General features: G+C 45.3%; 16 protein-coding genes. 10 read left to right on the forward strand and 6 right to left on the reverse strand.

Features of this window, described 5'->3' with window-relative positions; all coding sequences use genetic code 11:
* Positions 1-38 precede the first annotated feature (38 nt).
* On the reverse strand, positions 39-596 hold the full coding sequence (locus tag C1T21_RS19885) for a YdhK family protein (RefSeq protein ID WP_071642167.1): 558 nt from the start codon (positions 594-596) through the stop codon (positions 39-41).
* Positions 597-886: 290 nt separating this feature from the next.
* Here C1T21_RS19885 and C1T21_RS19890 point away from each other — a divergent pair, with 290 nt between their 5' ends.
* The 3 genes from C1T21_RS19890 (at position 887) to C1T21_RS19900 (ending at position 3724) form a co-directional block, all read left to right on the forward strand.
* Positions 887-1726, forward strand: a complete 840-nt coding sequence (locus C1T21_RS19890; protein ID WP_103049463.1) for a MetQ/NlpA family ABC transporter substrate-binding protein — start codon at positions 887-889, stop codon at positions 1724-1726.
* Between the two features lie 69 nt (positions 1727-1795).
* Entirely contained in the window at positions 1796-2971 is a 1176-nt protein-coding gene (locus C1T21_RS19895; RefSeq protein ID WP_103049686.1) for an aminotransferase class I/II-fold pyridoxal phosphate-dependent enzyme, read from the forward strand.
* A 42-nt stretch (positions 2972-3013) separates the two neighbouring features.
* Positions 3014-3724, forward strand: coding sequence for a 5'-methylthioadenosine/adenosylhomocysteine nucleosidase (locus tag C1T21_RS19900; protein ID WP_013311357.1), 711 nt, complete (start codon positions 3014-3016; stop codon positions 3722-3724).
* An 18-nt stretch (positions 3725-3742) separates the two neighbouring features.
* On the opposite strand, the gene C1T21_RS19905 is transcribed toward C1T21_RS19900, so the two are convergent.
* From C1T21_RS19905 to C1T21_RS19920, 4 genes are all read right to left on the reverse strand, one after another.
* Positions 3743-4228, reverse strand: coding sequence for a DUF5381 family protein (locus tag C1T21_RS19905; protein ID WP_103049464.1), 486 nt, complete (start codon positions 4226-4228; stop codon positions 3743-3745).
* On the reverse strand, positions 4221-5057 hold the full coding sequence (locus C1T21_RS19910; protein WP_103049465.1) for a hypothetical protein: 837 nt from the start codon (positions 5055-5057) through the stop codon (positions 4221-4223). Before C1T21_RS19910 ends, C1T21_RS19905 begins: the two co-directional genes overlap by 8 nt.
* A gap of 33 nt (positions 5058-5090) precedes the next feature.
* Positions 5091-6176, reverse strand: coding sequence for a WXG100 family type VII secretion target (locus C1T21_RS19915; RefSeq protein ID WP_076295523.1), 1086 nt, complete (start codon positions 6174-6176; stop codon positions 5091-5093).
* A 271-nt stretch (positions 6177-6447) separates the two neighbouring features.
* Positions 6448-7194 (reverse strand): MORN repeat-containing protein, encoded by a 747-nt coding sequence (locus C1T21_RS19920; RefSeq protein WP_103049687.1) that lies wholly within the window; start codon positions 7192-7194, stop codon positions 6448-6450.
* 160 nt (positions 7195-7354) lie between these two features.
* On the opposite strand from C1T21_RS19920, the gene C1T21_RS19925 reads away from it, so the two are divergent.
* From C1T21_RS19925 to C1T21_RS19945, 6 genes are all read left to right on the forward strand, one after another.
* Positions 7355-8281: a cell division protein ZipA C-terminal FtsZ-binding domain-containing protein gene (locus C1T21_RS19925; protein WP_103049466.1), complete on the forward strand. Its 927-nt coding sequence runs from the start codon at positions 7355-7357 to the stop codon at positions 8279-8281.
* Positions 8282-8301: 20 nt separating this feature from the next.
* Positions 8302-9003 carry a DUF1963 domain-containing protein gene (locus C1T21_RS19930; RefSeq protein WP_103049467.1) on the forward strand — a complete coding sequence of 234 codons (702 nt, stop codon included), beginning with the start codon at positions 8302-8304 and terminating at the stop codon, positions 9001-9003.
* A 100-nt stretch (positions 9004-9103) separates the two neighbouring features.
* Complete coding sequence (locus C1T21_RS28145; RefSeq protein WP_223821930.1) at positions 9104-9250, forward strand: DUF6097 family protein; 147 nt, start codon at positions 9104-9106, stop codon at positions 9248-9250.
* Positions 9228-9398, forward strand: coding sequence for a DUF6097 family protein (locus tag C1T21_RS28150; RefSeq protein ID WP_258012561.1), 171 nt, complete (start codon positions 9228-9230; stop codon positions 9396-9398). The genes C1T21_RS28145 and C1T21_RS28150 overlap by 23 nt, the downstream gene beginning before the upstream one ends.
* A 52-nt stretch (positions 9399-9450) precedes the next feature.
* On the forward strand, positions 9451-9918 hold the full coding sequence (locus C1T21_RS19940) for a hypothetical protein (protein WP_103049468.1): 468 nt from the start codon (positions 9451-9453) through the stop codon (positions 9916-9918).
* Between the two features lie 78 nt (positions 9919-9996).
* On the forward strand, positions 9997-10794 hold the full coding sequence (locus tag C1T21_RS19945; protein ID WP_103049469.1) for a hypothetical protein: 798 nt from the start codon (positions 9997-9999) through the stop codon (positions 10792-10794).
* A gap of 28 nt (positions 10795-10822) precedes the next feature.
* Here C1T21_RS19945 and C1T21_RS19950 read toward each other — a convergent pair whose 3' ends face one another.
* A complete protein-coding gene (locus C1T21_RS19950; RefSeq protein ID WP_103049470.1) occupies positions 10823-11245 on the reverse strand; it encodes a hemerythrin domain-containing protein in 423 nt (140 codons plus the stop codon).
* A gap of 169 nt (positions 11246-11414) precedes the next feature.
* Here C1T21_RS19950 and C1T21_RS19955 point away from each other — a divergent pair, with 169 nt between their 5' ends.
* The gene (locus C1T21_RS19955; RefSeq protein WP_103049688.1) at positions 11415-12203 is read left to right on the forward strand and encodes a YwiC-like family protein; all 789 of its coding nucleotides are present in this window, start codon (positions 11415-11417) and stop codon (positions 12201-12203) included.
* Positions 12204-12206 lie beyond the last annotated feature (3 nt).

Raw genomic sequence — 12206 nt, forward strand, 5'->3', positions numbered from 1 at the left:
CCCTTTTGTTATCACAAGCCACCTGTGATAAAAGAGTTCTAATGGGCTGAAAGCTCACTCTCCGTTACCCATTTATGATTTTTGACAGGCTCTCCTCCTGTAGTAGGCGTATAATCTACCATATATACGGTCGTTGGCTCGGCGGAATCAATGGTAGCCTTAGCCCCATCCATCCCCTTCATATGATCTGCTGCAAGGATAACCTCTGTGCCCGGTGCATAGGGCTCGCTGCTTGCATCCTTAATCTCTTCATGAATAACCCACTTATGATTATTCACTTTTTCTTCTCCAGTGGTTGGAGTATATGAGACTGTATAAGCAGTAGTCGTATAAGCACCCACAATCGTGGCAGTAGCCCCATTCATGCCTGCCATATGGTCAGCTCGTATAGTCGCTTGGCTACCAACTTTGAAGGCTGGATTTTCAGCTTCTTTTAGTCCGGCAGGAAGCTCACTGGAAGTGGAATGGTTCATCTCCGATGTGTCGTGCTGTTGACTGCTGTTTGCCGTGTGCTCTTGGTTCGGCGCGTTACTGTTCCCGCACCCACTCAAAATAATCATGACTGTACCAGCGAGCAAAGCCCATTGCATTCTCATATTTAATAGCTCCTTTAGGGTTTTATTTTCATATTCATTATACCCCTGGGGGGTATAATTGAAACGGAATAATATTACAAAGTTGTGAAGTATTTTTGCCTTCAAGGGGATCGCCTGTTGTGATCCCTTATTTGTTATGCAGAAGATGCGTAATTAAATGTTGTTGACAGTGAATAAAAAATCATTGTAATATCTATAAAACGCATCAAATTACTTGGTATTTTGGGCGACTGTAAACATTCTAACTCACCAAAAGTAGATGATATCAAGGAGCAGGGGGAGACATCAAAATGAAGAAACCATGGATTTCATTTATATTGCTGCTGGGAGCAGTCGTGCTTTTTATTTCAGGCTGCGGCAGCAAGAATACGTCGGGCAACGCTGCGGGTGAAGAAAAGAAAACACTGCATATCAGCTTTAATCCCGGTCCATATAGCGATCAGTTTAAGAATGGTGTGGCTCCATATTTGGAGAAGAAAGGCTATAAGATTACATATAAAGAGTTTACAGACGGTGTTCAGCCCAATGTAGCCGTGGCTAAGGGGGATATTGATGCTAATGTGTTTCAGCATTCGCTTTACCTGGATTCTATGAATAAGCGGGAGAATATTGATCTGATTGGTGCTGTACAAGTTCCGACTCCTCCGATGGGATTGTACTCCAGCAAGCATACCAGCCTTGACGAAATCAGTGAGGGAGCCCAAATCAACCTGCCCAACGAGCCAGTCAATATGCTGCGTGCGCTGAATATTTTGAAGGAAGTAGGCTGGATTACGTTAAAGGACCATATTGATCCATTGCAAACCTCGGTGAACGACATCACCTCTAATCCGCATCATCTGCAATTTGTTGCTACCGACCCGGCACAGGGGCCACGTGCACTGGAGGATGTTGATTTTGCGGCTATACAAGGGAACTTTGCTGTATCGAATGGAATAAAGCTGACCTCGGCATTAAAGCTTGAAAATATGACAGATCCGTTTACGAACGTGGTCGCTGTGGACAGCAAGAACAAGGATAAGGCCTTCGTCAAAGACATTATTGAAGGATATCATTCAGATGAATTCCAAAAGTATATCCAATCGAATCCTGATTATGAAGGCTACAAGCTGCCAAGCTATTTCAAATAAAATGGGGTATTATCTTCTGCGGGCTGACGTTGTCAGCCTGTATCTTATGGATAGAAGGTGGAGATGAACGTGATTTTTTCATCCTCTGATCTCGTCAAGGCTCTGCCTGACAACTATTTTAGTGCCATGGATGACAAGGTGAATCTGTATAAAAGTAAGGGAATAGATGTAATCAATTTGGCAGCCGGCAACCCGGATCAGCCGACACCGGCGCATATCATTAGCGCTTTGAAGGAAGCGGTCGATCAACCGATCAATCAGGGCTATCCGCCTTTTCATGGAAAAAAAAGCACGCTGGAGGCTGTCGCCGCGTTCTATAAACGGGAGTATCAGGTGGAGCTGGATCCAGACCGGGAGATTGCCATATTCAACGGCTCAGCCATAGGCGTAATGGGGATTCCACAGGCGCTATTGAATCCAGGTGATTGGTTATTGACCACCGATCCGGCATATCCCCAATATTACTCCGCTGCTACGCTGGCAAGAGCCCATATTCATACGATTCCGCTTGATGAGAAGCATGGTTTCTTGCCTGATTATACAACCGTGCCGGAAGAAATTGCAGAGCAGGTCAAATTGCTCATGATTAATTATCCGAACAATCCGACTGGAGCAGTAGCTACAGCAGATTTTCTGACAAAGACGCTGAATTATGCCGCTCGGTACCAGTTTCCGGTTATGAATGATTTTGCTTACGGTGCTCTTGGATTTGACGGGTATAAGCCGATTAGTTTATTGCAAATCCCCGGCGCCAAGGAGTATGGCGTCGAGACGTATACGGCTTCCAAAACGTATAACATGGCTGGATGGCGCTTCGGCTTTGCAGTGGGGAATTCGTCCATCATTGGTGCGCTCAAGCATTATCATACGCATGCCTACAGCACTGTTTTTGGAGCGGTACAGGATGCGGGAGCTGTGGCATTGCTGGGCACACAGGAACCGGTACGGGAGCTCGCGGCGTTATATGAGCGGCGCCGTGATGTTCTCATTGCAGCGTTACGTGGTATTGGCTGGGATGTAGCTGCTCCCCAAGGGTCTTTTTTTGCCTGGTTCAAGGTGCCAGAGGGTTATACATCTGCTTCCTTTGCAGACTTTTTATTGGACGAGGCTCATGTTGCGGTCGCTCCTGGAGAAGGCTTTGGTCGTGCAGGAGCTTCTCATGTGCGGGTCAGTCTGGTGAACAGTGAAGAAAGGCTACTGGAGGCGGTGCAGCGCATCGCAGCAACGGGTGTTTTTCAAGGATAAGCTGGAATACAAGGAATTCACGGAGGGAGCGGGAAAAGAACTTTGAGTATAGCGATTATCGGAGCTATGGAGGAAGAAATAGCAGATTTGAAAGCGCAGATCGAAGGGATAAAGATGACCCAGATTGCGAACGGGATTTTTTATACGGGCCAGCTTGAGGGCAAGGAAGTTATTCTACTGCAATCAGGAATTGGCAAAGCGAACGCAGCCTCGACTACGGCGCTGTTGATTGAGCGATTTAGCCCGGAGCTTGTCATTAATACCGGGTCTGCGGGTGGGCTCGATCCAGCGCTGCATGTTGGCGATGTCGTCGTGGCGACCGAGCTGACTTACAGCGATGTGGACGGAACGGCGTTCGGCTATACCTACGGGCAGGTGCCACAGATGCCGGCAAGTTATCCTGTCGATCCAGCGCTGCTTGCTTTTGCGACAGAAGCGCTGGCGGAGACCAGGATTGAGGGGCAGATCGTCAACGGTTTGATTACGACGGCAGACTCTTTTATCTCCCAGGCTGAGCGCGCCCATTTTATCCGTAGCCAGTTTCCTGAAGCGAAAGTGACCGATATGGAAGGGGCCGCGGTCGTTCAGACTGCGTACCAGTTTGGTGTTCCATTTTTGGCTGTCCGTTCTTTGTCTGATCTTGCCGGTGTAGAAGCGGCGGATTCTTTTGACTCCAATCTTGATTTGGCTGCGGCCAACTCGGCAGCAGTGGTTGTGGCTCTTGTAGCTGCATATGATAGAGACAAGCTTTGATATATTCAATGGCAATATTCAGGAACGTTTTTTCTTCGACTTGCCATGCTGGCTAATGAGAGTTCGAAGTTGTTTCCCGGCATGGTTCAGCTCCATATCGTTCAACACATAATCGGTGCTGACTTCCCAGGTGCTGCGGTCATTCAGATGAAAAATAAAGGCGGGAAAGCGAGGGCGCAGCCATTTGCGGATGGAGGCCCCTTCGAATTCGACTTTAGTGATTGCAGACCATGGGACAGTTCGAATACCATCGGAAATGCTATGCTCGTCAAAGATGAACAGATAGGTATCCTTACGAAGCATTCTGCTCAAACAAACCACGAGATAGCTGCCGAAAAAAGGAAGTCCGACAATGGCGGAGGTAATAAAGAAGAAGATTTGTAGAGCTGAGATATCTTCGTCGATAAAAATGAGCAGCAGCAAAAACAGACAGATAAGCACAAACATCAAGCTACCCATGGCTTTCCAAAATGCCAAAGATCTTCGATATACAATTTTATCCACGGAATACCGCCTCGTCGCGTACAAACTCCTGAATGAAATAAGTTATTCGTTCTCTCCAGTCAGCTTCGGTTACACTTTCAATACGCAGACATGGGGTGGCCTGCATATCCAGTTCTGTATTTCTTACGATCCACACATCATTCATTCCTTTAAGAACAAATAGTAGATTTGTAACGGAAGGTCCATCTTCATCCGTATCCGCGTATATCATCTGGCTCAAATTATCTAGGCTACACTGATTACGATCAAAATCCTCTCGCCAGTCTTGTATCATTTGTTGAGCCGACTCATGAAGCTTCCACGTTGGCATTTGCTGCATGCTGAAGTTGGATGAGGTTAACTCATTCCACTGTTCTTCTGTCAGATCGACGTATCGGCTGTGCGCATTGAAGTTCGAAGCAAGCAGGCCGAACAATTGATCAATGTCGTGATGCCAGTCTTCTCGGGAAGACCAGCGAAAGAAATGGAGTTCATTGTGGCTGGAAAAATGATATAGAAAACGTTCATTTCCATGGTGTATCGTTAATGTATTTTGCTTGTCCTGTTGCTCCTTGTAACCACGTAGCATCTGGCGGCTTTGTACCAGATGAGCTAGCATTTCAACAATGAACGCATCAAATTCGAGCTGTTGTTGCCCGTCATCCCGTTGCTCCATCAAACCCTTGGATATCAGGCTATGCGTTGCGGCATGAAAAAGCAGTTCCCAGCGATCTTCGGTCAGTTCCCCGTAATAAGATTGGAGCAGACCAGAAGCCATATCTTCTGCGCCCAGTGCGGTCAAGGCAAAGCCTAGTTCCTCAAGCGTTAAAATTACCGTTTGTTTATCCATAGTCAGGCTCCTTCTCCATCTGTTAGGTGTATGTCATTTAAATAGTTTGCTGGCCCAACGTATCCCTTTTTCGGCGAATTTGGCGACTTTTCCACCTGCCCAGCTTCCCACCGTACCGCCGACGTAAGCACCGACGGCTGCTCCGACCGGACCACCGATAGCGCCGCCTACGGCTCCCAAAGCGACAGCACCGCCATAAGTTGCGGCGGTTTTAATCGCTACGTTAGAAGCAGATACAGCCACATCCGTTCCGGTAAGCTTCCCGCTTTTCCATTTTCCAGCCAGACTGATACCCTCGCCCACAATATTCATGGTGGCGTTAATAGGGTACAGTTTTTTGGCAATCATGCCGGGAATTTGGCGGGTGGCTATGCCGTAACGGCCTTTTTCCACCCCAGCGATGACGTTCCGCGTCCACTGAGGAAAGCTGTTGGCTTTGTTGAATCCGAGGCCGAGCTTACCCATTTGAAGCTTTCCAGCTAAACGATCAAAGCCCTTTAAACCCTTCATCACAATACCGGGTTTAGCGAATTGGCGGTTTAGGCTTTTGCCCAAATTACGCATAAACGCATTGTTACCCTTGCCATTCACCCATGCCGCATTATGTATAACCGCTCGAGTGGGATTCTTCAGACTTTTCTTGAATTCTACTGTTTTGGTGAGCACAAGTGTGGAAGCCAGACCGCTATAGATAGCTGTTCCGGCAAATCCCAGTTGCCCGCGCCATTTATTGGCTTCTGAAATGCTGTTAATGGCTATATCTGCTGGATCGGGTCCTTTTTTCCCGGAAGTTGCCCCCTCACTGTTGCCGATCTGTCCGCTGTGATCTCCTTTATTAATACCCGAGTCTGCTTGGGTATCTGTTTCCTTGAATTTTACTGCAATGGAACGCAACTCTGTGCTGACAGAACCGACAGTTTGAGTGAAAGCATCCATTTGTCCACGCGCTTTATGAAAATCCTGATAAAAGCGCTGCTGTGTTGTTCCTGCCCAGCTATTTTCCAACATCTGAATATGCTGTGACAGTTGTCCGCAAATTTGTGCCCCCAGCTCACGTGCCTGTGCGAACTGCCTGGAAACCGCTTCTAGTTTCTCAGGAGGAACCATAATTTTAGCCATGATGTCCACCTCGGATGATTAAAATAATTACTTATATTTTAGTGAATCTAGTGGGGGTTAGCAAAAAAAGGAGGGGATTTAAGTGAAAAATAAGTCATTTGTATGAGTTCATGAGGGTGCATAAGGGAGAATAGTAGGAGGTGTTATGATCCGAAGTTCTTATATGTCATTCATAACGAAACGAAAAAAGCCCCTCTTTTCAAATGGAGCTTTCCATTAGAAAGAGAGGCCTTCTTGCGTAGAGGCTAATACATGTTTCGCATCGTATTAATTATTTTAGCGGAATCTGCTTGGACAGCTTTTCAAACTGCTGCAAGTGAGGAGTGACCTTGGCGGTAATTCCTTTGAAATACTTGATAGACGCTTGTCTTTGACGTTCTTTGGTAGCAGTCTCTTCAGGGAACATGGAGTATTCCTTTTGGACAGAGCCATTTTTATAATTTACGGAGAAGAGATCTCCTTTTTGCCACCTTTGGACCAGATCTTGATTACTGTGCAAGATATTTAACACTTCTTTTCCATTTTTATAAGTGAAGCTGTAGTCTGGATCGGCCACAGCGTGGATCACTTGGTAGCCGTTCTGTAATCCATTGTTCTGAAAAGCACCTACTTGAATCTCGTTCGAACGTACGGTTCCGTCCATTTGCGTCACTTTTTCAGTCTGCGTACCCTTGCCGCTCATCGTGTCATTGTTCCATGTGCCGTTGTATACGATTTTATGATTTTGTCCATCTGCATCCGTGTACTGATTTATATATTTTCCAGTACCTGAACGCTTGCCATTCACAAAATCACCCGAATACTGCTTATATTCGCTCCATTTGATCGTACCACGTCCGTTGGGCTGCCCATTCTCGACCTCTCCATAGTAAGTCGTCTGACCGGATAGCTGAAGCAATTCCTTGGTTGCAGCCGCATTCGCCGCAGGTGTACTTACAGACAGCGCTCCAGATATCAGCGATGCGGACACCATAATAGGCAGAGACAGAGCCTTCCCTTTTTGCCAAAGTTTTTGCATCATGAGTTCTCCCCTTTCGAAGCTTTGAAATTCTAAAAAGTTATGTTCAACAACCCAGCACTGTTTTTATACTATTTTGTGCTTGGTGATTTATAGTTTAATATATATTGAGAATTATAGGAAACTGTAAAGTGAAAACAGCTAGTTAGGAGAGAGATTCATGAATTTACCTGAACATGGGAGTGAGGATGTATCTAGCATCCTTGCCGTGGAGTTGGAACATGAGCCTGTGAAGACCGCAAAAGGAATCCACCAAGTGGAGCCTGATGCTAATATCTATTGGCTGATTGATGTGGAATTCAGTGGCTTTACGTTGTCAGATGAGGATATTTTGCAATTGCTCAAAGGATATATCGTGTATGGACATGTCCATGATTTACAGATGTGGACTAGTGTGGGGCGCAGATCGGCAGGCGAATGCCATTTTGATAAAATCTGTATTTGTATGGATATATTCGATAATGTAGAGATGCAGGTTCATTTAGATGAAGTCAAAGTTGCAGACTTTATGAACACACTGCCAGTTCGTTTTCAGGAGAAGGGCACCATTCATGTGCTTCCTCGGGAGGAGGCTGCCCGTGCACGTGCAAAAGCGGAAAAACTTAAAGCATTTACAGATCAGGAAGGTGAAAGGGAACACGCTGTCATGCTTAGGCTAGTAGCGGATCAAGGCCAAGCTTACCGTGGAGCGGATATCTGGGATGTCATGCTGAGCCTCGGAATGGAGTGGGGAGATATGGATATTTTCCATGCACACCATCACGGGTCGGTCGGCTATGATGAACTATTTAGCGTACATACGGGCACCGAGCCTGGCTTTTTTTGGTTGAGTACACTCGCAGAGGATGGCTTTGCAGATTTGATTTTCAGTATGGATGGGGTACGAACCGTGCAGCCGCAAACTGTGTTTGAGGCGATGTGGAAAAGTGCCGAATATGCACGCACCAGACTCGGCGGGACATTAGTGAATGAACAGGGTCTGCCAGCTGTGCCGGAAGATTATCTGCGCCAGATTCAAGAGATGGAAGATCGATTAAGAGAGTTTGGATTTAAAGCAGGCGAGGATGTTGTTCTGTTTCTATTTTAGATTAGAAAGGAGTGATTTCGTTGTCCAGCAACTCTATTGAGAAGCTAAGAACGATTCTAAAACGTAAAGCTACGATTTTTCATACAGGGGGTCGTAGGCCGTCGGATTCCCTTGAACAAAGCTGGATTGGTAGAGTTACAGTGGCTTTGCCAACGGAGGAACAACCCATTGATGTACAGGGGAATGTTATGGCTCCGATCATGCAATTGTATTTGCCTGCCTTGCCTTTTGTCCCTGAAGCTATGCACAGTGTCAAGCTGTTGACGGTCTTCCTGTCTCCCGATGTACTAGATCATGAGGACATGGAAGGATATATGTGTATTCGTGAGTATACGTCGGTAGAGGATTTGGTTGAAAAAGATTTTGGTCCGGCATTTATGCAAATCAAAGCATTTCCGCTGTTCCCCGAACTTAAAGAGAATGATTATCCGGTCTGGGACGGTGAAGATATCCCTGAGGAATACGACGATGCTCTCAACCAGATGGACGAGGAGGAACCCGATTATTTTGAGGACATCGTAGAGGAAATATATGCGGTTCACAAAATCGGTGGCTATCCCAGCTTTATTCAACCAGGCATCGACTTTGGCGAGGGCTATGAATTTGTGTTTCAGATTGCCTCAGATGCCAAAGCCCAATTGAATATTGTAGATGGAGGCAGCTTTTATTTTGCCAAGCATCAGAATGAAGGAGTCTGGCGGGGTTACTTTGATTTTTACTAATAGGCTCATTTAGAGAGCGGTCTGGAACCGATCGTTTTGTAGAGCATGGCAATCCTATATACTCGTAGTTTAGAAGCTATCGAAAATGGAGTGAAAAGATATGAATGTTTTAGGTCAGCTAGGATCTGCTATCCAGAGTAGTTTATTTATTCAATCCGAATTGAAGAAAGCACATGCATTTATTCAGAAGCATGACCTGCCTGTAGAGCAGGTGGAAAATGCAAGTGCTGGCGAATGCCATGTTTGACTATTGGGTTCCCTCTATTACTTTGCTCAGTGTTGTATTCGTGGGTGTGATCGTTCTCGCCATCGTTAGAAATGTTTATGCCAAGCAATTACATACGCGCGTGCTAGATCGGGCCTGGCAGGCCATTTTCAATCATGTGGACAAATGAGGACAGAGAGAAACTGTAGGAGATTGGCATAATAGCTGAAGGAGTGGCAGCAATGAATGACTGGGAATCAGGAATCATTCGGGTCGATGGTGAGCGTGCGATCTACTCATCTTTAACGGAAGATCAGTTGTTAGAGACCACTTGGTATTCGAAATATTTTCATTCTGTAAGAAAGCTAGGGAATGACTACATCTGGTATCATTTCGATCAGGTTTCTTTGCTGCGTCGGCATTTTTTTGTGTCTGTATGCTTTAAGGATACAAGCCTAGTTGTCGTGGAGATTTCGCTCCAGGGCGATGAATTTCCAACTTCGTGGGATAATTGGTCTGAGGAAGGGGAGAGAAAGCGGCAAAGGGAGCATGATCGTTTGTTACAGCAACATTTGTCCGTGAAGCCAAGCTATCGTCAAACAAAGCCTTACCCCTATATGAAATATGAGCTGAATTGGGGGAAAATCTCTTCTTATTTTGACCCCCGGTCAGGAAATACGGCCATTGCTTTTAAGTATAAAGATGAATAGCAATCTTACATAAAATACGCTACAACCCTGAGCTTTTTGTTGGAGGTGAGGGTGTTGGATGAGTAAGGGAGATGTGTTGTGGATAAAAAGGCAAAAAAAATACTGATGAACACATTCTGGTCCTCTAGCGGCTGGAAGCAGGAGCGGGGATCTTTTTCGGGTGAGGATTTTGAATATGCCAAAAGTAAGGGGTTGATGTTCGATCCGATCACCATTACACATAACGAGATTATAAACAGGCTGCATGAGCTGCACCAGCAAAAGGCTACAAAAGAACGAGTGGCAGCAGCATTTTTGCATAGTCTTTCCACGAAAAAGGTTCATTTACGAAGCGCTTTATCGAGCTGGACATTAACCGCAGGACTTCCTTTGCACACCTATGGTGAGCGGCCTGTCGTCCTGCCCAATTACAGTAGCTGTGGGGATTGTAATTTTAATAAAATGATGTCCGATAAGGAATATGTCAATGAAGATTTGAATGTACTGAATTTTGAGCGAATCAAATGGGGCGGTATTCGTCTGAACCACCTTCTGTATTGCTGGATGGACCTTGAATTGTTCAGTCAAGAAGAGGATGTTCAGGTTTCCGATGAGGATCTAGCTATACTCCATAACATGCTCGAAGCTGTTCAGAACTGTGATGCTCAAAGCAGTGCACGTCAATTGGAAAAGCGCTGGAAGGATGTGTTTCCATCCAGCAAAAACGAGCGTGATGTCGTCATGGAGGTGTGGGGATATGCCGGACTGCTGGTCCCGCAGGACACGCCTCGTAAACGACAGCACGGCAATCATGATTTTTATTCCGTAGCAGCTTGGCAAGGAGATGACGGATACTCGCAGGAGGCGTTGGACTATTTCTTTGGTACGTTTTTATAGAGAATGTGAATCGTTATGCACATCTTGATTATGACGGTTGCTCAAACAGCAAACGTTCTTCTTCCCGACTATGAATGGCATTGACAACCAGAAGTGCGTGGAACTGTTGAAGAACTTCAGGCGTAAGCCCTTCTTCACGGATCCCGGCTTTGAGCTCTTTTACAATGATTCGGAGCAGATCATGATCTCGTGTAAGTTTGACGACAGCCTCCTGCAGTTCCGGTTTTTTCTCGACCATTTCCTGATAGAATCCTTCCTCTTCTGCATCAGCATGGCTGAGAATGCGGGTTTCCCAATATTCGATCAAGTGGTCGGCAGCCTGGCGCGCTACCTTGAATTCTTTTGCTTCGAGTAATTCCTCTACTTCTCTCGTCTTATCTAGAGCGCCAGATAGCCCGCCTTGATGAATGGCATGATGAGCATGCAGTTGACGTAAAGAAGGTCCTCCCATAACATTTCATCCTTTCTTTGTTCCCTTTTTTAGTACAGTATAGCATAAGAAAATAGCGTTATTTTTCCGGTTAGGATTTTCCCCTCTAAGGAAAAGGGAACTCCCTAATTGGTTCAATTTCATATAATACTTAGAATGAAGTTAGATGATAAAACTCAATCTTGGGGGAATGGATGATGAATCGATTAACCGAAATAACAGACATAAAAAAGATTGTGAAAAAAGGATCAAGGGTTTGAAGGGGGTGAGCAGATACATACCCAATCAACATGGAGCCTGGGCCATGCTCATTCTTCCTTTTTTATTCGGTTTAGCTGCTTCTCGAGGGGAACTCATTCATATCCCCCTATTTGTGTGCTGGTTTTTTATCTACTTATTCAGTTTTCCTGTCCTCCAATGGATCAAAACAGGCAGCAGTGAAAGATACCGCAAACCCGCCGTTGTATACGGAGTGATATTACTTCCTTTGTTAATTTCACTGATATGGTTTGAGCCGGCCTTGATCTGGTATGGGGTTCTTCTATTGCTCTTTTTTATGGCTAATATTTATTTTGCAAAAACGAAAAATGAACGTGCTTTACTCAATGACATTGTTGCAATTCTACTCTTTTGTTCTTTTATATACCCCGTTATTTATATGGGGGGAGGAGAGGATTGGAGAGTAGCAACAGAGTTATTCTTGCTTTTGGTGCTTTACTTTATCGGAACTGCTTTGTATGTCAAAACGATCATTCGTGAAAGAAAAAATATACGTTACCATTATGCTTCCATCATCTATCATTTGGTGATTTTGTTGTTTGCTACTTGGTTAAAGTTACCTCTGTTTGTTCCTTTTTTGATTTTTTTGATACGGGCCATATGGCTTCCTAAACTTGGATTAAAGGCAAAACAAGTTGGCATGGCGGAAATTGGATTTTCAATGATGCTCTATGTTTTTGTGTTGTTTTTATACTTCTAAAAG

Source organism: Paenibacillus sp. F4 (assembly GCF_002894905.1).
In the GTDB taxonomy this organism is placed as follows: domain Bacteria; phylum Bacillota; class Bacilli; order Paenibacillales; family Paenibacillaceae; genus Paenibacillus; species Paenibacillus polymyxa_B.

Excerpts from the sequence above, each read along its gene's own strand:
- C1T21_RS28145 (WP_223821930.1), top strand. The coding sequence starts at position 9,104 with ATGAATGTTTTAGGTCAGCTAGGATCTGCTATCCAGAGTAGTTTATTT.
- C1T21_RS19890 (WP_103049463.1), top strand. The coding sequence starts at position 887 with ATGAAGAAACCATGGATTTCATTTATATTGCTGCTGGGAGCAGTCGTG.
- C1T21_RS19955 (WP_103049688.1), top strand. The coding sequence starts at position 11,415 with ATGGATGATGAATCGATTAACCGAAATAACAGACATAAAAAAGATTGT.
- C1T21_RS19925 (WP_103049466.1), top strand. The coding sequence starts at position 7,355 with ATGAATTTACCTGAACATGGGAGTGAGGATGTATCTAGCATCCTTGCC.
- C1T21_RS19910 (WP_103049465.1), bottom strand. The coding sequence starts at position 5,057 with ATGGATAAACAAACGGTAATTTTAACGCTTGAGGAACTAGGCTTTGCC.
- C1T21_RS19915 (WP_076295523.1), bottom strand. The coding sequence starts at position 6,176 with ATGGCTAAAATTATGGTTCCTCCTGAGAAACTAGAAGCGGTTTCCAGG.
- C1T21_RS19950 (WP_103049470.1), bottom strand. The coding sequence starts at position 11,245 with ATGGGAGGACCTTCTTTACGTCAACTGCATGCTCATCATGCCATTCAT.
- C1T21_RS19940 (WP_103049468.1), top strand. The coding sequence starts at position 9,451 with ATGAATGACTGGGAATCAGGAATCATTCGGGTCGATGGTGAGCGTGCG.
- C1T21_RS19920 (WP_103049687.1), bottom strand. The coding sequence starts at position 7,194 with ATGCAAAAACTTTGGCAAAAAGGGAAGGCTCTGTCTCTGCCTATTATG.
- C1T21_RS19885 (WP_071642167.1), bottom strand. The coding sequence starts at position 596 with ATGAGAATGCAATGGGCTTTGCTCGCTGGTACAGTCATGATTATTTTG.